Raw genomic sequence first — 19,297 nt, 5'->3', positions numbered from 1 at the left:
GGCAGATTATTCTTCGCTGAACAAATCGCCGCCGTGCATGTCGATCATTTCCAACGCTTTACCGCCACCGCGTGCAACGCAGGTCAGCGGGTCTTCTGCCACGACCACCGGGATCCCGGTCTCTTCCATAAGCAGGCGATCCAGGTTGCGCAGCAGCGCTCCCCCGCCGGTCAGTACCATGCCGCGTTCGGAGATATCAGACGCCAGTTCTGGCGGACACTGTTCCAGCGCAACCATCACCGCACTGACGATACCGGTTAATGGTTCCTGTAACGCTTCCAGAATCTCATTGGAGTTCAGCGTGAAACCACGCGGAACACCTTCAGCCAGGTTACGGCCACGCACTTCAATTTCGCGCACTTCATCACCCGGATAAGCCGAGCCGATTTCGTGTTTGATGCGTTCTGCGGTCGCCTCACCAATCAGCGAGCCGTAGTTGCGACGCACATAATTGATAATCGCTTCGTCGAAGCGGTCACCGCCGATACGGACAGAAGAAGAGTAAACCACGCCGTTCAGCGAGATCACCGCAACTTCGGTGGTACCGCCGCCGATATCCACCACCATCGAGCCGGTCGCTTCGGAAACCGGCAGGCCGGCACCGATCGCGGCAGCCATTGGCTCTTCGATCAGGAACACTTCGCGGGCACCTGCCCCCTGGGCCGATTCACGAATCGCACGACGCTCAACCTGGGTCGCGCCGACCGGCACGCATACCAGTACACGCGGGCTTGGGCGCATAAAGCTGTTGCTGTGAACCTGTTTGATGAAGTGCTGCAGCATTTTTTCGGTAACAAAGAAGTCGGCGATAACGCCGTCTTTCATTGGGCGAATAGCGGCAATATTGCCGGGCGTGCGACCCAGCATCTGTTTGGCGTCATGGCCGACCGCAGCCACGCTCTTTGGGGAACCGGCACGATCCTGACGGATAGCAACGACAGAAGGCTCATTAAGAACAATGCCCTGCCCTTTGACGTAAATCAGGGTATTGGCGGTACCCAGGTCGATGGACAAGTCGTTGGAAAACATGCCACGGAATTTTTTAAACATACTGAAGGATAATCCTGCAAGCTGGGGGCGGAAAATAAAATCCGCTTACTTTACCAACCACGCGAAGCAGCGACAAGGCGCATAAACGTTCTGCTTCGGTGAAAAAACATGCTATCTCATGCCAGCGTCACAACCTTTACAGAGCACTGTAATACGAAAGCCGTAATTTCAGCATTCAACCCGGGTTTTCCGACTTTTTGGCAGACATAACATACATAATATTTAACATTTCAGTTTCGCCCCGGCCAACGTGAAAGCCGCGTCGAACCACAACCGCGCGGCTATTCTACGTGAAAAGCCGCGTAACGGCAGACTAAACTCGATATCTTTGCGAATATTTTTTCACGTTACTGTTAACCGGTTGGGAGGTGGCGAAAAAGTCCCCCTGCCCCCCGGTGACACCCAGTTCCACCAGCGTCTGCCACTCCTGTTTGAAGCGCACGCCGGTGGCGAAAACCTGCGTTGAGGTGTGCTTACAGCTTTCCAGCAGACTCTGCACAAACAGCTGATTTTCCGTGCGCCGTTCAATGTTGCGCACCAGCCCTGGATGCAGCTTGATCAGCCCGACCTGAAACTGCCTGATATAAGCGGTGCTGACCACCGTTAATCCCGCCTGGGTGACCGCCACCCGACAGCCGAAACCGTAGAGCAAACGGAACACCGGTGCCAGACGGTTGATGTGTTGACAAACATCTGCTTCTGCAAGTTCAAATAAAATGCGTTTTCGTTGTGATTTAGTGCATTGCAGCAGGCTGTCACGCAGCCAGAGCAGGAAAGATCGCTGCAGCAGCGAGTCAAGCGTCAGCGGAATGGCCAGCGTCTCTTCCGGCCACTGCGCCGTCAGCGCCACCACCCGGGCGACCAGCTGGCGGTCGTAGCGCTCAGCCAGACCCAGCTGCTGAACCAGCGGCAGGTATTCCGCCGCCAGCAGCTCTTTATCGCCATCAAAAATGCGCGGCAGCAACTCGCGGTGGTGCACCAGCCCGTCGTGCATTACCGCAGGTTTCTGGTACAACCGGGGCCCACCGCGGTTCACCGTATTCTCCAGCAGCGTGCGCCACCTGACGCTGCCGCGGGTGAAATCATTTTGTGCCCCGTCGCCGAGCGACCAGCCGTTACCGCCCTGCAGCATCGCGTTGCGGGTCGCCAGTTCGGCGCTCTCCATCACCTGCTGGGTGGTCTGCCCACCCCGCCAGCCGCTAATACCGATATGAATCATATCGCTGCTGTCGACCATCCGCGTCGGCGGCAGCGAATCGACCGCCTTGATCAGCTGCGAGGCAATGCCGTCGGCATCCCTGACGCTGCGGTGTGGCAGCAGCACGGCAAAATCGGTGCGGAAATAGCGCGCCAGCAGCGCGCCCGGATAGCGCAACACAAAAGTAGAGAGCATGTTCACCAGTGCAAACAGATACTCCTGTACCGGCCCGCTGCCCCAGCGTTCGCGCAGGCTGTCAAAATCCGGCAGGCGGATCATCATTACCATGCCGTGGGTGCCGACCGCTTCCGAATCTTCCAGCAGCGTTGCCAGCTGGTTATCAAAAAACAGCCGGTTATTCAGCCCGGTGCGCGCGTCCTGCGCGGCAAAGGCGCGGATTAAGGTATCAATACGGGTATGCTGTTCCCCGGCCTCTTTCAGGTCGGCCAGCAGCAGGTCGATGGCGCTGCTGGCCTTGGGTGGCCACTCGTGAACCGACCCCTGGCGGATACCGGCGCGCTCACCGCGGATAATCGCCGCCGCGCGCGCTTCCAGCCGTTCCATCCCCTGCAACTGCTGCCGCAGCCAGCGATGGGCCTGCAGCAGCAGCAGCGACATGATCGTCACCACCACGATCACCGCCAGCAGCGTCGACGCGCCTATCATCGAGGTAAACCAGGTTTTGGTGGTATCGATGCGGGTTATTTCCAGCGTCACGTCGGGGTGCTGCGAGAGGGTAAGGCGGGTCTGGCGATAGCGGTTTGGCAGGTCATCAATCAGCGGCTGCTGATGGCGGGTGATAAGAAAAATCCGCTCCCCCCGTTGATACAGCGCGATGTGCTCCAGCTGTAGCGGGTTCATCAGCGGCTGCAGCGCGGGTTCAATCTGCGCCGCGGGCTGCGTCTCCAGCGCCCGGTCGATATCCTCTGCCATTCGCTGCAGGCGATCTTCCGCGCGCTGGCTGCTGAGGGTAAAAAAACTCAGCGCCGAGCCGGCCAGCATCAGCAGCACCGCCAGCAGACACAGCAGGGAAAAAATCGCAGAGAGTTTACTGGTTAATCGCATCCTTGTGCCCATATCACTGTGACGATCGCACGTTATTAGCGCGCCGCCGCAGCCCGGTTGCTGATGGCCTGAGCGAACCGGTATGGCCGCTGGCAGAGTTGAGGGAAAATATCACATCTCTGGTTACGTTTGCTTACCTTGTGCTTACTTTCACTCAGATAAAGATGAGTTTTTCCCGAGTATAGTCATTACTGTTACTGATGAAATAGCGAAGCTCCCTTTTAAGGGAATTCTTACACGCTCATTCAGACAGATCCACGCCGCGTTAGCTGGTCAATACCCTGAGCCTGTCAGCCGGGACTATTTTCGTGCGGAAATTCGCTGAATGGCTCCGGACAGGCCATGATTTTACTTAATCCCCTCAGAACCCGAGTAACGACCGATGAAAGCTCACAGAAAGCTCACAGAAAATGATGTCACCCCGGAGAGCGTCTTTAACACCCGCCGCCGGGAACTGCTGAAGGCGCTGGGCATCAGCACCGCGGCGCTGGCATTGCCCACGGCGGCCCACGCCGACGTACTCTCCTGGTTTAAAGGCAACGATCGCCCGAAGGCCCCGCCAGGCAAGCCGCTTGACTACAGTAAACCCGCGCAGTACCAGGCCGACCTGATTCTGACGCCGGAAGATAAGGTCACCGGCTATAACAACTTCTATGAGTTCGGCCTGGATAAGGCTGACCCGGCGGCCAATGCCGGCACGCTTAAAACCGCCGACTGGAAGGTGCAGATCGACGGTGAAGTTGCCAAACCGCTGACGCTGGATATGGACGACATCTTTAAACGTTTTCCGCTCGAACAGCGTATCTACCGCATGCGCTGCGTGGAGGCCTGGTCGATGGTGGTGCCGTGGATTGGTTTTGAACTTGGCAAGCTGCTGCAGGCAGCAGAGCCAACCAGCCATGCGCGCTACGTGGCGTTTCAGACCCTCTACGCTCCGGATCAGATGCCCGGACAGCAGGATCGTTTTATCGGCGGTGGCCTGAACTATCCCTATGTTGAAGGGCTGCGGCTGGACGAGGCGATGCATCCGCTGACCCTGCTGACCACCGGCGTTTACGGCAAAGCGCTGCCGCCGCAAAACGGTGCGCCGATCCGCCTTACGGTGCCATGGAAGTATGGCTTTAAGGGCATTAAGTCGATCGTCAAAATCAGCCTGGTGCGCGACCTGCCGCCCACCACCTGGAACCAGCTGGCCGGCGACGAGTACGGCTTCTACGCCAACGTGAACCCGCACGTGGACCATCCGCGCTGGTCGCAGGCCAGTGAGCGCATTATCGGACCGGGCGGGATCCTGGACGTGAAGCGCCAGCCGACGCTGCTGTTTAACGGCTACGGCGACCAGGTGGCGTCGCTGTACCGCGGCCTTGACCTGCGGGAGAACTACTGACATGCCGCGCCTGACGGTCAGGCAGATTACGTGGCTGAAAGGGCTGCTGCACCTGGCCGGGCTGTTGCCCTTTCTCTGGCTGCTGTTTGCTATCGATCAGGGCGCGTTCAGCGCCGATCCGGCGAAAGATATCCAGCACTTCACCGGGCGAATGGCGCTGAAGTTCCTGCTGGCCTCGCTGCTGGTTACGCCGGTGGCGCGCTACGCGAAACAGCCGCTGCTGATCCGCGTGCGCCGGCTGCTGGGTCTCTGGTGTTTTGCCTGGGCAAGCCTGCATCTGGTCAGCTACTCGCTGCTGGAGCTGGGGCTGAGCAACCTCAGCCTGCTGGGATCGGAGTTAATCTCGCGGCCCTACCTGACGCTGGGCATCCTCTGCTGGGCTATTTTGCTGCTGCTGGCCGCCACCTCGTTCAAACGCGCGCAGAACCGGCTGGGTAAGCGCTGGCAGACGTTGCACAACGGCGTCTATCTGGTCGCCATCCTCGCGCCTGTCCACTATCTGTGGTCGGTGAAAACCCTGTCGCCGCAGCCGTGGATTTATGCGCTGGCGGCGGCGATCCTGCTGGCATTACGCTACAAAAAGCTGCGTTCGTGGCTGACGCGTTGAAATGGCCCATCGGCCGTTAAAATGCGTGCGCTGCGGCACATTCCCGTTAACCGACTGCGCCTTTTTGTCCTGGCGCAGTTGATCATCTTCGCTGATACGACCAGTATTTAGCTGCTAATTGCAGTGATATGGTTATAATGCCCGCCTTTGAGGCTCAGACCGCGCTGATTTTTACCAGAAAAGGTGACAAATCGCTTCTGCCCATGTATTTTGTGCGATGCCTCACTTATCGCAGGAGATAGCAGCAAGATGACGGATAAGTTTCACGTACTCGTTTTGAACGGTCCCAACCTGAATCTGCTGGGCACCCGCGAACCTGAGAAGTATGGCAGCACCACGCTGGCCGAGATCGTCAGCGGGCTGACCGCCGAGGCTGAACGGCTGCACGTGCGGCTCAGCCATCTGCAGTCGAACGCGGAGTACGCGCTGATTGACCGCATTCATGAGGCGAGAGGCAACGTCGATTATATCGTTATTAACCCGGCGGCATTCACCCATACCAGCGTCGCACTGCGTGATGCGCTGCTGGCGGTGAGCATCCCGTTTATCGAGGTGCATCTGTCCAACGTGCATGCCCGCGAGCCCTTTCGCCATCATTCATATCTTTCTGATATTTCTGCCGGAGTGATCTGTGGGCTTGGCGCCGACGGTTACTCCTGGGCTTTACAGACGGCCGTAAAACGCCTGTTATCATCATCTAATTAAACAGAGTACGGAACCACACTCATGGATATTCGTAAGATTAAAAAACTGATCGAACTGGTTGAAGAATCAGGCATCGCAGAACTGGAAATTTCTGAAGGTGAAGAGTCGGTACGCATCAGCCGTTCCCCGGCCAGCATGGGTTACCCAATGATGCAGCAGGCGTATGCTGCACCTATGATGCAGCAACAGCCTGCGCTGGCAACCGCCGTTGCACCCGCGACCGTGCCTGCGATGGAAGCTCCGGCTCCTGCTGCGATCAGTGGCCATATCGTGCGTTCTCCGATGGTCGGTACCTTCTACCGTACCCCTTCTCCGGATGCGAAAGCCTTTGTTGAAGTAGGCCAGAAAGTCACCGCCGGGGAAACCCTGTGCATCGTTGAAGCGATGAAAATGATGAACCAGATCGAAGCCGATAAATCCGGTACCGTGAAAGCGATCCTGGTAGAAAGCGGTCAGCCAGTCGAATTTGACGAGCCGCTGGTCATCATCGAATAACGAGGCCAAGCATGCTGGATAAAATTGTAATTGCTAACCGTGGTGAGATCGCGCTGCGTATTCTGCGCGCCTGTAAAGAACTGGGCATCAAAACCGTTGCCGTGCACTCTACCGCGGACCGTGACCTGAAGCACGTGCTGCTGGCGGATGAAACCGTCTGCATCGGCCCGGCGCAGTCGGTTAAAAGTTACCTGAATATCCCGGCGCTGATCTCAGCGGCCGAGATCACCGGTGCGGTCGCCATCCACCCGGGCTACGGCTTCCTCTCTGAGAATGCCGATTTCGCCGAGCAGGTTGAGCGTTCAGGCTTTATCTTTGTTGGTCCGAAAGCGGAAACCATCCGCCTGATGGGTGACAAAGTGTCGGCCATCACCGCGATGAAAAAAACCGGCGTGCCGACCGTACCCGGCTCCGACGGCCCGCTGACCGAAGACATGGATAAAAACCGTGCCCACGGCCAGCGCATCGGCTACCCGGTGATCATCAAAGCCTCCGGCGGCGGCGGCGGTCGCGGCATGCGCGTCGTGCGCAGCGAAAAAGAGCTGGAACAGTCCATTCTCATGACGAAAGCGGAAGCCAAAGCGGCTTTCAACAACGACATGGTGTACATGGAGAAGTACCTGGAAAACCCGCGCCACATTGAAATTCAGGTGATGGCAGACGGCCAGGGCAACGCGGTTTACCTCGCCGAACGTGACTGTTCGATGCAGCGCCGCCACCAGAAAGTGGTGGAAGAGGCTCCGGCACCGGGCATCACCGAAGAGCTGCGCCGCTTTATCGGCGAACGCTGCGCGAAAGCCTGTATTGATATCGGCTATCGCGGCGCGGGTACCTTCGAGTTCCTGTTTGAAAACGGCGAGTTCTACTTCATTGAGATGAACACCCGTATCCAGGTAGAGCATCCGGTAACCGAGATGATCACCGGCGTGGATCTGATCAAAGAGCAGCTGCGCATCGCTGCCGGTCAGCCGCTGTCGATCAAACAGGAAGACGTGGTGGTGCGCGGCCATGCGGTAGAATGCCGTATCAACGCCGAAGACCCGAACACCTTCCTGCCTAGCCCGGGCAAGATTACCCGCTTCCACGCGCCAGGCGGTTTTGGCGTGCGCTGGGAATCGCATATCTATGCCGGCTACACGGTGCCACCGTACTACGATTCGATGATTGGCAAGCTGATCACCTTTGGTGAGACCCGCGAAGTGGCGATCTCGCGCATGAAAAATGCGCTGGCCGAGCTGATTATCGACGGCATCAAAACCAACATCGAACTGCAGATGAAAATCATGTCAGACGAGAACTTCCAGAAGGGTGGTACCAACATCCACTATCTGGAGAAGAAACTCGGCCTGCAGGAGAAGTAACTGCCGGGCGGGTCTGACTGCGGTCAGCCCTGCCGTCGCGGGCCAGCCAGCTGGCCCGCACATCTTCAGGGGCCGACTGCGTTCGGCCCTTTTTCTATGCTGAATTTGTTGAGAGAGCCGCTATGCCGTGGATTCAAATGAAGATCAACACCACCGGCGCTCAGGCTGAAGAGCTGGGCGACGCGCTGATTGAGAACGGTGCCGTCTCGGTGACCTTCCAGGACACCCACGATAACCCGGTGTTCGAACCGCTGCCAGGTGAAACCCTGCTGTGGGGCGATACCGACGTGATTGGCCTGTTTGACGCCGAAACCGAGATGCCGGACGTGGTCGCCGGGCTGGAACAGCATCCGCTGCTCGGCGCCGGTTTCCGCCATAAGATCGAGCAGATCGAGGATAAAGACTGGGAGCGCGAGTGGATGGACAACTTCCACCCGATGCGTTTCGGCGAGCGGCTGTGGATCTGCCCGAGCTGGCGCGACGTGCCGGACCCGAACGCGGTCAACGTGATGCTCGATCCGGGGCTGGCATTTGGTACCGGCACGCACCCGACCACCGCACTGTGCCTTGCATGGCTGGACGGCCTCGATCTGGTGGGTAAAACGGTTATCGACTTCGGCTGCGGCTCCGGCATTCTGGCTATCGCCGCGCTGAAGCTCGGTGCCGCCCAGGCCATCGGGATCGACATCGATCCGCAGGCGATCCAGGCCAGCCGCGATAACGCCGAACGTAACGGCGTCTCTGAACGCCTGTCACTGTACCTGCCGCAGCAGCAGCCGGACAACCTCAGCGCTGACGTGGTGGTCGCTAACATCCTCGCCGGCCCGCTGCGCGAGCTGGCTCCGCTGATTAGCGTCCTGCCGGTCAACGGCGGCCACCTTGGTCTTTCGGGCGTGCTGGCCAGCCAGGCGGAGAGCGTGTGCGAGGCGTATGCCGACACCTTTGCGCTGGACCCGGTAGCCGAAAAAGAGGAGTGGTGCCGCATTACCGGCGTACGTCGCTAAGGCGAACTGGTGCAGCCTGGATACGCTGTACCAGGCCTCTTCTTACGTCACATGTATCGAATATGCGGCAAACTGACGTGATTTATGTTGTTATCCCGCTCACAAAAAAAGAAAAATCTTTGTACACAATTTAATCTAAATTTTTATAATTAACTGTATTTTAAAGATAAAATTTAAATTACCACATCCTGTAAGGCCCTGGATGGGGGGGTGAAGCAGGATTGTTCAAAGTTTGGCCTTTCATCTTCCTGAAAAAATGCGTAATATACGCCGCCTTGCGGACACACTATGGTCACTTTTTTTTCATGCGCATAGGAAATCACCAGCTTCGTAATCGTTTGATTGCAGCCCCAATGGCCGGCATTACCGACAGGCCATTCAGGACCCTTTGCTATGCAATGGGAGCCGGGATGACCGTTTCCGAGATGCTGTCGTCGAACCCGGAAGTCTGGGCCAGCGATAAATCCCGTTTGCGTATGGTACACAGTGACGAACCCGGTATCCGCACCGTGCAAATTGCCGGTTGTGACCCGGACGAGATGGCCGCCGCCGCGCGCATCAATGCAGCATCAGGCGCGCAGGTGATCGACATCAATATGGGGTGCCCGGCCAAAAAAGTGAATCGTAAGATGGCAGGTTCCGCGCTGCTGCAACACCCTGAGCTGGTGAGGTCTATCCTCTCGGCGGTGGTCAATGCAGTTGACGTGCCTGTCACCCTGAAAATTCGCACCGGCTGGGACAGCGACAACCGCAATTGCGTAGAGATTGCCCAATTGGCTGAACGCTGCGGTATTCAGGCCCTGACCATTCACGGACGCACACGCGCGTGTTTGTTCAACGGCAACGCTGAGTACGACAGCATTCGGACAGTTAAGCAGAACGTATCCATTCCGGTTATCGCGAATGGGGACATTACTGACCCGCATAAAGCCAGAGCGGTACTTGACTATACGGGGGCCGATGCCCTGATGATAGGACGTGCAGCTCAGGGAAGACCGTGGATCTTCCGGGAAATCCAGCATTATCTGGACACAGGGGAGCTGCTGGCACCGAAGCCGCTGGCTGAGGTAAAGCACTTGCTCATCGGGCACTTACGGGAACTGCACGACTTTTATGGTCACGGCAAGGGATACCGTATTGCCCGGAAACACGTCTCCTGGTATCTGCAGGAGCACGCCCCTAACGACCAGTTTCGGCGCACATTCAACGCCATTGAGGATGCCAGCGAACAGCTGGAGGCGTTGGAGGCATACTTCGAAAATCTTGCGTAATTAGAAATAAAGAGCTGACAGAACTATGTTCGAACAACGCGTAAATTCTGACGTACTGACTGTTTCAACCGTTAACTCACAGGATCAGGTGACCCAAAAGCCACTGCGTGATTCGGTTAAACAGGCACTGAAGAACTATTTTGCTCAACTGAACGGTCAGGACGTTAATGACCTGTATGAGCTGGTACTGGCTGAAGTAGAACAGCCTCTGTTGGACATGGTGATGCAATACACCCGTGGCAACCAGACCCGTGCAGCCCTGATGATGGGTATCAACCGCGGTACACTGCGTAAGAAACTGAAAAAATACGGCATGAACTAATAGCCCCGGCTATCATGTTGTTTCGAAAGCGCTTGTCCCTATGGGCCAGGCGCTTTTTATTGGATGCTCCACACCACCGGCTTCACCGGGGCGTGAACGCTGGCAGGTCATCAGAGATCTAAAAAGAGCGCCTCAGCGGCCTTCCTTGCGTACCCCTGCATTGATGCAACGCCCGGCATGCTGCAACCTTCCCGACAGCGATCGGTAGCATCTCCGATGTTCACCAGCGCAAGCCCGCCTTGATGCAAATCCCGGAACGCGCCTCACCCCGCGCCGCGCCCCTCAGTTTTATCTCCCGTATTCTCTTGTTTAAGTAAAAAATAGCGCTTCTGCAGCTGTTCCAGCGCCAGCTCCACTTGCCGCCGCTGAAAGTCGGAAGGGCTGAGTGAAAAGAGGCGCAGCTGCTCTTCGGCGGGGACCGAACGGTTGAACGCCTGGGTGGCGTTATACACCACCGATTTCAGCTCGCTGACCGTCATATATTTACCGCGCTGGCCGTCAAGGGCATTCAGCTTCGCCGTCAGCTGCTGTAACTGCGCCATCCCCTGCTGCCAGCCGTCCAGTGCCTCTTCAGGCAGCGCCGCGGCCTTCAGCTGCTGCTGCCACTCTGTGGCTATTGTGTTGACTGCTGCATCACCGGGGTTAAGCGCCCGTGCCTGGCGGATAAGCCGCTGCGCAAATTCCAGTGCCCCGTCCGGGGGCAACGCCGTTAAGCGCGCCAGCTGTTGTTCCGTACGGCGGACAACGTCCTCCGCAGACAGGCTTTCAGGTTTCAGCCCCTGAGCCTCCCCGGGGGTGAGCGGCAGCGGCAGCGGCGACAGGGACGCCTGCAGTTGCGATTCCCGCGGATCGGACCGCTGCAGGTGGTGCCAAATCCACTGCCCCGCCCCGCCCAGCAGCAGCATGGCGAGCATCCCGGCGGCAAAGGGCAGCCAGCGGCCGGGCTTTGGCGATATTTCCGGATTGCACGCGATATCAGGCTCCGGCTGTGCCTGCGCAACATACACCCACTTGATCGCGGCGGGCCGGATTTCAGCCGCCGCCGGTTCAGCACCCGATAAACGCGGCGCGCCGGCCGGCAGAAAAACGGTGGACGGCGGTGCAGCACCGCTACCCGAGGTGGCCTCGCTATTCTCCAGCCGCACCGCGCTGGCGTGCATCAGCGCGGCCAGCGCATCGAACTGGCTCAGGTGCCGCAGCTCCAGGCGCTGCAATACCTCGTTCAGACGGTTGAGCTGTTGTTCTGCGCAGTACAGCTGGCTGAGGTCGCCGTAGCTGACCGGCAGCGTGCGCATCATCTGCTGCAAACGACGGCTGAGCGTGCTCAGGATCTCCACCCGTGCATGCGCCTGCTGCGGCCACAGGCTGCCCCACTGATGACTGATTAACGCCTCAAGAATAGCCAGCCCCTCGTTCAGCCCGGCAAGGCCCCCCAGCTGCGCGCGAGCCTGAGTGTACCAGGCCGCCGTTTGCAGCTCGACGCCGTTATGTTCGAACAGCGAGAGGCAGCGTTTTTCAACCAGCGGCCAGTTAACGTCCGGTCGCGCGGGGTGAGACAGCTTGCCCAGCTCGTCGCGCAGGGCCGTGTAATCCACCAGCGTGCGCGGATCGCCGCCGGTTTTCAGGTAACGTTCAGATAAGTTATTCATATCAGCTTTCAGATTGTGATGACAGAAGGGTTGCGCCTGCTACAGCGAGGCGCGCGCGTCCAGATACTGCTGCTGTTTCATATGGCGGATCAGCACCCGGCCCTCGGGCTGAAATTCGGTGCCGTAGCGCACCAGGCCGATACCTTTCAGTTCCGCGTCGAGGGTGTAGCGCAGTTCGCCGGGAATGACCTGCGGTAGCATGTCGACCCTGATACGGCTCAGGCGCGGCTCGTAGCGCAGCAGCACGTCAGACAGCGTGGTCATCAGCTGGTGCGCGGTGCCGGGCATCCCCTGCAGGATGATGGTCATATCCGGCAGGCCATAATCGGGCAGGTGCTCCAGCGTGCCGGCGCGGCAGCTAAGAATGCGTTGCATATTGTCGAGCACCGACAGAATCACCTGGTTTTGTTCGCTGACCTGGTTGATGTCGAGGCCGCCGGCGAAGTTGCCGAACAGCGTTTCATAGATCGAGGGATGCGGCATCTCACTTCTCCTTAAGCGGTATCAGCGTCAGCTGGTTATTGCCCGCCTCAATCACCCGGGCTTTGTCCGGGTCGAGGTCTTCGCGGGAGAGCACCACCCGCCAGGTGTTATTCGCCTGGTCCGGGGTCATAAACATCCCTGCCACGGCCACATACTGTGCATCCTCTTCCATCGGCATATCGATAGTCACCGCGCCGCCCGGCTGCAGGCGAATATCTTTCTCTGCCAGCAAATCAGCCTTAATGGCCTGGCTGTCGGTGGCGAACAGCGACGGATAATCCGTGCTGTCGAACTTTTTACGGTCTTTCAGCTGATAGATGCGCACCACCGCAGAGAGCGCCACGCCCCCGGCATTGCTGTTCACGGCCTCACGGGCGCGGATATCAAGATGCAGTGTTTTGACCTGCTTATAAAAAATCGACTTTGTGACGGCTACGGTGCCGTCGGTGACTTTCTGCGTCAGGCCACAGCCGGCCAGCAGCATCACGATGCCCGATGCCAGCATGAGCATCGGGGTTTTACCAGTAGTAATCGCCATCTTCATCGGTCTCCCTGCGGTGATTATTCTCCCGGACGCGCGCATAGCGGCCCAGATTGATGGTTATTGTTTGAGTGTGTGTGGGGGTCTTTGCCGTGTTAAGCGGCCGTAATATCGCCGTACGCCCGAGTTGTGCGTCCCCCATCCGGGGCTGACTGCTCAGAGTCGCATCCGGTAATAAGCTGCGCTCCACCCGCAGCTGGAGCCGTACATCAAGGCGGGAGCCCAGATACACATGCAGCAGCGCCGTCAGGTCCGTATGCAGGTCGCCGCCGGGTAGCCAGCCCTGCACCTCGGCCCGGTTTGTTGTTGTCAGCTGCATCAGCACCTGGCCGTTCACATCGGTGGCATACGCGCCCATCACCGGGCGCCTCTTCAGCGTGGCAGGCGTGCGCACGCTCATACACAGCGGCTTTTTCAGGGGTACCCGCCGTTTATCGTGATGCCAGACTTTCGCCTGCGTATCGGGCGCCAGCAGGCGCACCAGCGACGCCATGCCTTCTGCAGTACGACCAGGCAGCAGCATCACCGGCAGCAGCGCCAGAAAACGCGAAGCCGGGGTGGCGATAGTCTCCGCACAGCCGTCGATCCCCAACCCGGCCAGCCCCAGCAGATACTGCGAGGTTTTGTCCGTTCCGCCCTCGGCAAACGTGGCCGGATAAGCGTATTTCCGCCAGATGCGGTAGTACTGAGCAATCAGCCGGTGGTTGAAGATATCGAGAAAATCCGCCGTGGCCTCATACCCTTCCCGGCACTGGGTAATGTCGTTGATATAGTGCGTGGGCAGCGGCGATTCAACGCCGTAAAGCCCCATAAAGGTGACGCGGATCGTCGGCGGCAGATGCGGATGTTCCGGCGCTTCCAGCCCTTTGATTTCCGACGCCGGAAACCCCATTCCCGGATGCGGACGAAAGCGCACCGGTTCATGGCGCAGCTGCCAGCTGCTGCCGGTTACCGGTTTATCGGGCTGACTTTGCTCCAGCAGCTGACAAAAACGATAAAAGTTGGTGACCGGCAACCGGTCGCCCAGTTGTGCCATCAGCCGGGCAGGCGCGGACTGTGATTCTCTTTCCACCGGATGCATTTTCCTTCTGGCTGAACGATAAGGGTGAGCTGGTTAAACTGGTTCATATCGGCGTAGAGCGCAAAGAAGCGGTTAAGCAGTTCGCCGAACAGGTGGATATCCCCTTCCCCGGTAAAACCGCTGCTGTCGAGGGTGACTTCAATCTCCAGCCCGCGCAGCAGGAACCCCTGTTCAAAGCGCTGAATGCGGTGATGGTCGACCTGCCGGATAGCCTCAAGCCGACGGTTGTTGAGTTCGTCCTCCTGCCAGTTGTAGAGTGCCAGCGTGCCGCGCAGCACCTCGGCGCTGCTCATCATATTGAGAAAACCGGAGCCGAGATGGCTCAGCACGCGCCAGTGAAACCGGTCTTCGGCCGGGGGATACACCGGCAGCGTTGGCTTGCAAAGGTTATTCACCGTCACTCTGGCCTGCACCACCTGCTCGCAGCGATCCAGCAGTGTGCTCTGCAGCGCCCGGCGCGGCAGCTGTCCGTTGGTGCCGGTGATCTGCAGGGAGACGGTTTCACGAACAACGCTGCGATCTTCCTCCCAGTGCATTCCGCCCAGAATGAGCCAGGTGTCGTGCAGCCCGGTGACGCCACGCTTCACCCGCGTGTGGTAATAGCGGGGCGGCGCATGGCGGCGCATCATGCCACCTTTGTGGCGAAAACTGCTGAACGGCACATACTCGGCATGGCTGGTACGGCTGGAGCCGGTGACCGAATCCACCGAATAAATCTCGGTATACCCGTCCTGCAAACGCTTTGGCCGCAGCAGATATTCGCTCTCCAGCCCTGAAATCGTCAGCGGATCGGCCTCCAGCGTGAACAGGTTGATCACCGGAACACAGTGCAGGCGAATGGCGTCATCCGTAACGGGCAAATCCGACGGCCACTGCTGATTAAAGACCACCTCGATATCGAAATACGCCACGCCCGCAGGTGGCGTAATGCCCTCCAGGCCGTGCAGCCGCACGAACATAAATTTCTCGCGAAAGGTGAAATACTCCAGCAGCAGCTGATAGCCGCTGAACCCGGTATCCCCTTTCGGCCACAGGCCGTCGTCCTCATCAAACCCGCCCGGCGTGAAGCGCCCCTCCAGCCGGACGCGCTCCGTCTGACCGGGCAGACGCAGATACAGCGCCGCCTGACGCCGGGTCAGCATCTGGTGCAGCTGGCTGCTGACCGGCGCGTCGGCCGCCAGATAAAAATTCAGCTGGCTGAGATCGGCATGCGACCAGTCCGCCTGGCCGCTGCAGGCCAGCCGCAGCCGCAGCAGCGAGCGCCCGTCCGGCTCGGTGGTCATGGTAACGCCGGAGACACTCAGCGGGTTGAGCCTCATTTCGCGCGTGGTGCGGTAGCGGCAGACGGTGTTCTTTGGCCCCACCGGGCGGGAGTAGACTTCAGTCCCCGCAGGCACCGTTTCGGCGATTTTCATGGCCTGCAGCTCCGGCGTGAACGCCACAATCGACAGCGACGGAATGGTGCGCAGATAGTGTGGCCAGAGCATGCTGACCAGCCCTTCCGTCAGCTCCGGCAGATCATCATCAATTTTTTCACGCAGCCGCCCCATCGAGAAGGCAAAGCCTTCAAACAGCCGCTCAACGTAGGGATCGGGCGTGCCAGCCTTATCAAGATCCAGCATCGCGGCGCGATCGGGGTGAGTCCGGGCGAACTCTTTCGCCGCTTCGCGGAGATAACGCATTTCCGCTTCGTAATAACGTAGGGTCAGGTCTTTCATAGAAATAATCACTCAGAATTTAGAAAGAATGTTCTTAACAAGTCAGTCTTTCCTGATCACAGAGCACCGCAGCCCGTGCAGGATCAAGCCGGATCAGCCCGGCCAGCAGCTGTTCCATCTCCGGGGCGAGGCGTTTTTTATCGGCTTCGCTGCGTCCGGCTTTCAGGCGCAGGAGCCTGAGATGACGGGCGCGGACTTCAAACAGCAGCGCGGGTTCCCACTGCGTCAGGGTGATGCCGTCGGCCTGCGTACCCAGTTCGCTGAACAGGCAGGTCGCCAGCGCGTTCCTGCCGTATTGCTCGGCCACGCGCGCCATCAGCAGGCGCAGCAGCCATTTCTGCCGTTCGGTGGTGATGCCCGGACGGTTTTGCAGCCAGTTCAGCGCCGCCTCTGCGCCGTCGTTGTCGGCTACGGCCACGGCTTCGGGCTCCAGCGCCAGGATGTCATCCTGTCCGGATCCGGTCTGAGCGGCCTGGATCTCTTCGCCCCAGCCGCCGGCGGTGTCCGTTACGCTCTGCTGGATCCAGCGGATCGTCACTTCATCGGCGAACGGTGTGCCGTCACTGAATGCCAGGCTTTCCAGCCCGGAAAGGCGTGACAGCAGGCCTTTCAGGTCGGCCTCAATAATGTCTGCCAGTTTCTCTCTGCCCAGCTTCAGCAGGGCCTGGTGGACATACCACTGTAAATCCAGCCACAGATGGTTGGCCCCGCGCCCGAACAGGCTGTCGGCCTGCTCCAGCATTTCGCTCCAGCTTTGCTGCAGATAAAGCCGCTTAAGGAGGGCACGCTGATCGGGTTTTGGCGGGTCGATGCGGGTTTTTCCCTCCCCCGTCAGGGGGGGCAGCTGCTGCAGCGTGTCGTGGCGCACGCATTTCATCAGGTGGTGCGCCGACAGCCAGCCGTCCGGCTGTTCGCGCAGATACGCCGCCAGCGTGCGCGCCTGGGCCAGTAAATCCTGGCCGGAGGTCACGCGGCTGATTTCAGGGGCATCGTTTTGTACCACCGGTGAGCTGTCGCTGACGTTCTGCGGCACCAGCGCATCCACGCCGCCGGCTTTTTGCAGCCGCGATTCGAGGGCGCCGTACAGACCACCGAGCTCCGGGCGGGTTTCATCCGGCTCCAGGGCGGTGAGCTGAGCGATCTGCAACAGTGCGCCTGCGGTGCGCAGCGCCTCTTCCCGCACCACTTCCGGGTACAGGGAGAGGCTGTCGGTGATGCGCGAACTCGCCAGCCACTCCAGCGCGGCTTTACGGCTGCGGTCGCGCTGCGGGTGCAGCTGCGCACCAAAGCGCTCCAGCAAACCGGCCAGCAGCTCCAGCCCGTCGGCCAGCCCGCGTTCGCCTTCCCGGTGCAGCTTCGCCCAGCAGTAACAGGTCGCCACGCGGATGTCTTTGGCGCTGCCGGTGAGGAGTTTTTCTGCCAGCCGGCAGATCAGTTCGGTATCCGCTCCGGACAGCTTGTTGACCTCTTCACGGATCTGCTGGAAGTCATCGTCGTAGCCCGGGTCTGAACCCGCTGGAGAGTCGCCTGGGATCGGCAGTAACCAGCTTTCCCACAGCGCGATACGCTGGCAGGCCTGCTGCCGTAACGTTTTGGGATCGGCCTGGCAGGCGCTAAGCAATACGGTCAGGGATGACATCAGTAATCCTCCTGCACACCGGCAGTTTTGGCATCATGGGTGTCCGTCAGCGGGGCCGCTGCCTGCGTGGCGTTCACGCTGAAGATGGCTTCCGGCAGGCGGAAGTTGCGCAGCCTGAGCAGGACCAGCGGCCCCTCGCCCGCTTCGGTGCGCAGGGTGTAGTTAAGCGGGCGCCCGTCCTGCGCCTTCCAGCTCAGGCTGTAGCTGCTGCTTACGCCGGGATACGCGCTGACGGTGGCGGCGTCCAGCAGGCGGATCCAGCCCCAGGTGCCGGGAATATCGGCGAACTGCCGCGTCCCCGCCTGGGTGCTTACCCAGCTCAGGGTGGCGCCCGGCGCTTCGGTGTCCGCAGGCCAGTTCACCCGCCGCCACTGCGGCATCTGGTTCATATACACCAGCTTCTGGCTGTCGATGATCATGCTGGTCTGCATCACGCCTTCAGAGGTGCCCGGGCGCAGCTCAAAGCGCATCCCGGCGGTGCCCTGGGTGAAGGCGACGTCGGCGATGTGGCTGAGGGTATTCATCGCGGCGATAAATTTTGGGTTGAAGGTCAGCCCCTGCGCGTTGATGCCGTCCGGCACCCAGTGGCTGCCCTCGCGGTGCAGCACGCCGTTAAGACGGGTTTGCAGGAACTGCGCGATGCGCCCGGCGTCGGCGTCCAGGTATTTCGCCAGCAGCGGCAGCGACGCGTCGCTGCTGGCGCTGCTGAACGGATAGCGCCCGCCGAAGGCGCCGTTCCACTCAGCAACCACCGCCTGCCGCCACTGGGCGTTCAGGCTCTCTGCCGCCGGGGTCAGCACCTGCTGCCACGCCTGCTCCAGCGGGTTCACAAACACCGTGCGGCCAAAGCCGCTCCACTCCTGCCCCAGCCCGGCGGCCACCAGGCTGCCGTAGTCGCGGGTTTCGGTCAGATCCACCGCTTTGCCCTGGAACACCGTCTGCGCCAGCGTCCGGGTCATCGCCTGCGGGTCGGCGGCGTTGGTCACCTGCTGCAGGCGTAAACGCACCTGGGTGACGCGGGTCAGATAAGACTGCAGGCTCTGGGCCTGCGCGCCGGCGCGGGTTTTGTCCATCAGCGCCAGCAGCGGACCAAAGGTTGCATCCAGCGGCCCCTGCACGCCGGCGCTCTGGTCAATGGCATCCCGGTCGTTGCTGCCCAGCAGATTTTTCGCCGATTTCACCAGCGAGTCGGCGATCGCTCCCCCGGTCTGCCCGGTCCGCCCCTGGACGTTCAGCTGGTTCATCAGCGCCACCAGCGGCGACTGGCGGACGTCCGCCATCAGGGTCAGCTGGTCGATGGAGTCCGACAGGGTGGCGGCGTGGTTCCAGCGCAGGCTGTTAAGAAACGCCAGCCACGCCCCGGCAAAATCAGCGAAATAACGCTCCGTCAGCCGTTTTTTCAGCGCGTCAGGCGAGCCCGCCTGCTGCGGCTGCTGCCTGCCGTCGGTCAGCACCCAGTCGAGCTCGTTCCGGCGCGCTTTCACCACCTTTTCAATGGCCGGCTGAACGGCCTGCTCCCATGCCTGGCGGGTGAACATCCCCGGCACCACCTCTTCGCTGCTGAACAGCCGCGCGGCGTCGGTGTCCGCCACCATATCGCTCAGGCGCAGGTCGGCGTACTGGTGCGCCACCTGAGAGAGCATTTTCTGGTACAGCGTCGATTCGCTGTTACGCATGCCGGTCAGGCGAACCAGCCGGGTGCGGGCCTGGCTCACCGTGTT

General features: G+C 59.9%; 17 protein-coding genes. 8 read left to right on the top strand and 9 right to left on the bottom strand.

Annotation, left to right across the window (positions count from 1 at the left end; genetic code table 11):
* Window positions 1–6: 6 nt before the first annotated feature.
* Window positions 7–1,050, bottom strand: a complete 1,044-nt coding sequence (gene mreB / locus NV64_RS08870; protein WP_003855260.1) for a rod shape-determining protein MreB — start codon at window positions 1,048–1,050, stop codon at window positions 7–9.
* Between the two features lie 313 nt (window positions 1,051–1,363).
* Window positions 1,364–3,313: an RNase E specificity factor CsrD gene (csrD, locus tag NV64_RS08865; protein ID WP_056231038.1), complete on the bottom strand. Its 1,950-nt coding sequence runs from the start codon at window positions 3,311–3,313 to the stop codon at window positions 1,364–1,366.
* Window positions 3,314–3,695: 382 nt separating this feature from the next.
* Between csrD and msrP the strand changes: the two genes are divergently transcribed.
* The 8 genes from msrP to fis all read left to right on the top strand — a co-directional run bounded on the left by msrP (window position 3,696) and on the right by fis (window position 10,465).
* Window positions 3,696–4,700 carry a protein-methionine-sulfoxide reductase catalytic subunit MsrP gene (gene msrP / locus NV64_RS08860; RefSeq protein WP_101505768.1) on the top strand — a complete coding sequence of 335 codons (1,005 nt, stop codon included), beginning with the start codon at window positions 3,696–3,698 and terminating at the stop codon, window positions 4,698–4,700.
* Window position 4,701: 1 nt separating this feature from the next.
* Window positions 4,702–5,307, top strand: coding sequence for a protein-methionine-sulfoxide reductase heme-binding subunit MsrQ (gene msrQ, locus NV64_RS08855; protein ID WP_101505767.1), 606 nt, complete (start codon window positions 4,702–4,704; stop codon window positions 5,305–5,307).
* A gap of 249 nt (window positions 5,308–5,556) precedes the next feature.
* On the top strand, window positions 5,557–6,012 hold the full coding sequence (aroQ, locus tag NV64_RS23680) for a type II 3-dehydroquinate dehydratase (RefSeq protein ID WP_056231029.1): 456 nt from the start codon (window positions 5,557–5,559) through the stop codon (window positions 6,010–6,012).
* A gap of 21 nt (window positions 6,013–6,033) precedes the next feature.
* The gene (accB, locus tag NV64_RS23675; RefSeq protein ID WP_056231026.1) at window positions 6,034–6,507 is read left to right on the top strand and encodes an acetyl-CoA carboxylase biotin carboxyl carrier protein; all 474 of its coding nucleotides are present in this window, start codon (window positions 6,034–6,036) and stop codon (window positions 6,505–6,507) included.
* An 11-nt stretch (window positions 6,508–6,518) separates the two neighbouring features.
* The gene (gene accC, locus NV64_RS08845; protein WP_056231024.1) at window positions 6,519–7,868 is read left to right on the top strand and encodes an acetyl-CoA carboxylase biotin carboxylase subunit; all 1,350 of its coding nucleotides are present in this window, start codon (window positions 6,519–6,521) and stop codon (window positions 7,866–7,868) included.
* 122 nt (window positions 7,869–7,990) lie between these two features.
* On the top strand, window positions 7,991–8,872 hold the full coding sequence (gene prmA / locus NV64_RS08840) for a 50S ribosomal protein L11 methyltransferase (protein ID WP_101505766.1): 882 nt from the start codon (window positions 7,991–7,993) through the stop codon (window positions 8,870–8,872).
* Window positions 8,873–9,177: 305 nt separating this feature from the next.
* A complete protein-coding gene (gene dusB, locus NV64_RS08835) occupies window positions 9,178–10,143 on the top strand; it encodes a tRNA dihydrouridine synthase DusB (RefSeq protein WP_056232282.1) in 966 nt (321 codons plus the stop codon).
* 25 nt (window positions 10,144–10,168) lie between these two features.
* Window positions 10,169–10,465 carry a DNA-binding transcriptional regulator Fis gene (gene fis, locus NV64_RS08830; RefSeq protein WP_000462905.1) on the top strand — a complete coding sequence of 99 codons (297 nt, stop codon included), beginning with the start codon at window positions 10,169–10,171 and terminating at the stop codon, window positions 10,463–10,465.
* 263 nt (window positions 10,466–10,728) lie between these two features.
* On the opposite strand, the gene NV64_RS08825 is transcribed toward fis, so the two are convergent.
* The 7 genes from NV64_RS08825 to NV64_RS08795 all read right to left on the bottom strand — a co-directional run.
* The gene (locus tag NV64_RS08825; RefSeq protein ID WP_101505765.1) at window positions 10,729–12,114 is read right to left on the bottom strand and encodes a VasL domain-containing protein; all 1,386 of its coding nucleotides are present in this window, start codon (window positions 12,112–12,114) and stop codon (window positions 10,729–10,731) included.
* A 39-nt stretch (window positions 12,115–12,153) separates the two neighbouring features.
* Complete coding sequence (gene tssE / locus NV64_RS08820; RefSeq protein WP_056231017.1) at window positions 12,154–12,597, bottom strand: type VI secretion system baseplate subunit TssE; 444 nt, start codon at window positions 12,595–12,597, stop codon at window positions 12,154–12,156.
* A gap of 1 nt (window position 12,598) precedes the next feature.
* Window positions 12,599–13,135, bottom strand: coding sequence for a type VI secretion system lipoprotein TssJ (gene tssJ / locus NV64_RS08815; protein ID WP_199177639.1), 537 nt, complete (start codon window positions 13,133–13,135; stop codon window positions 12,599–12,601).
* Entirely contained in the window at window positions 13,116–14,219 is a 1,104-nt protein-coding gene (tssG, locus tag NV64_RS08810; RefSeq protein ID WP_101505764.1) for a type VI secretion system baseplate subunit TssG, read from the bottom strand. Before tssG ends, tssJ begins: the two co-directional genes overlap by 20 nt.
* The gene (tssF, locus tag NV64_RS08805; RefSeq protein ID WP_101505763.1) at window positions 14,174–15,937 is read right to left on the bottom strand and encodes a type VI secretion system baseplate subunit TssF; all 1,764 of its coding nucleotides are present in this window, start codon (window positions 15,935–15,937) and stop codon (window positions 14,174–14,176) included. Before tssF ends, tssG begins: the two co-directional genes overlap by 46 nt.
* Window positions 15,938–15,971: 34 nt before the next feature.
* A complete protein-coding gene (tssA, locus tag NV64_RS08800) occupies window positions 15,972–17,576 on the bottom strand; it encodes a type VI secretion system protein TssA (RefSeq protein WP_101505762.1) in 1,605 nt (534 codons plus the stop codon).
* The coding region (locus NV64_RS08795; RefSeq protein ID WP_304529217.1) for an ImcF-related family protein at window positions 17,576–19,297 on the bottom strand (1,722 nt) is incomplete at its 5' end. The genes NV64_RS08795 and tssA, both read right to left, overlap by 1 nt.

Origin of the sequence: Erwinia sp. B116, from assembly GCF_002865965.1 — a bacterium.
Taxonomy (GTDB): domain Bacteria; phylum Pseudomonadota; class Gammaproteobacteria; order Enterobacterales; family Enterobacteriaceae; genus Erwinia.
This window is presented reverse-complemented; position numbering and strand designations above follow the sequence as displayed.

What these genes read in the sequence shown, in the direction of transcription:
- tssF (WP_101505763.1), bottom strand. Translation starts at nt 15,937, where the DNA reads ATGAAAGACCTGACCCTACGTTATTACGAAGCGGAAATGCGTTATCTC.
- csrD (WP_056231038.1), bottom strand. Translation starts at nt 3,313, where the DNA reads ATGCGATTAACCAGTAAACTCTCTGCGATTTTTTCCCTGCTGTGTCTG.
- tssG (WP_101505764.1), bottom strand. Translation starts at nt 14,219, where the DNA reads ATGCATCCGGTGGAAAGAGAATCACAGTCCGCGCCTGCCCGGCTGATG.
- fis (WP_000462905.1), top strand. Translation starts at nt 10,169, where the DNA reads ATGTTCGAACAACGCGTAAATTCTGACGTACTGACTGTTTCAACCGTT.
- dusB (WP_056232282.1), top strand. Translation starts at nt 9,178, where the DNA reads ATGCGCATAGGAAATCACCAGCTTCGTAATCGTTTGATTGCAGCCCCA.
- msrP (WP_101505768.1), top strand. Translation starts at nt 3,696, where the DNA reads ATGAAAGCTCACAGAAAGCTCACAGAAAATGATGTCACCCCGGAGAGC.
- prmA (WP_101505766.1), top strand. Translation starts at nt 7,991, where the DNA reads ATGCCGTGGATTCAAATGAAGATCAACACCACCGGCGCTCAGGCTGAA.
- aroQ (WP_056231029.1), top strand. Translation starts at nt 5,557, where the DNA reads ATGACGGATAAGTTTCACGTACTCGTTTTGAACGGTCCCAACCTGAAT.
- tssE (WP_056231017.1), bottom strand. Translation starts at nt 12,597, where the DNA reads ATGCCGCATCCCTCGATCTATGAAACGCTGTTCGGCAACTTCGCCGGC.
- tssJ (WP_199177639.1), bottom strand. Translation starts at nt 13,135, where the DNA reads ATGGCGATTACTACTGGTAAAACCCCGATGCTCATGCTGGCATCGGGC.
- NV64_RS08825 (WP_101505765.1), bottom strand. Translation starts at nt 12,114, where the DNA reads ATGAATAACTTATCTGAACGTTACCTGAAAACCGGCGGCGATCCGCGC.
- accC (WP_056231024.1), top strand. Translation starts at nt 6,519, where the DNA reads ATGCTGGATAAAATTGTAATTGCTAACCGTGGTGAGATCGCGCTGCGT.
- mreB (WP_003855260.1), bottom strand. Translation starts at nt 1,050, where the DNA reads ATGTTTAAAAAATTCCGTGGCATGTTTTCCAACGACTTGTCCATCGAC.
- msrQ (WP_101505767.1), top strand. Translation starts at nt 4,702, where the DNA reads ATGCCGCGCCTGACGGTCAGGCAGATTACGTGGCTGAAAGGGCTGCTG.
- accB (WP_056231026.1), top strand. Translation starts at nt 6,034, where the DNA reads ATGGATATTCGTAAGATTAAAAAACTGATCGAACTGGTTGAAGAATCA.
- tssA (WP_101505762.1), bottom strand. Translation starts at nt 17,576, where the DNA reads ATGTCATCCCTGACCGTATTGCTTAGCGCCTGCCAGGCCGATCCCAAA.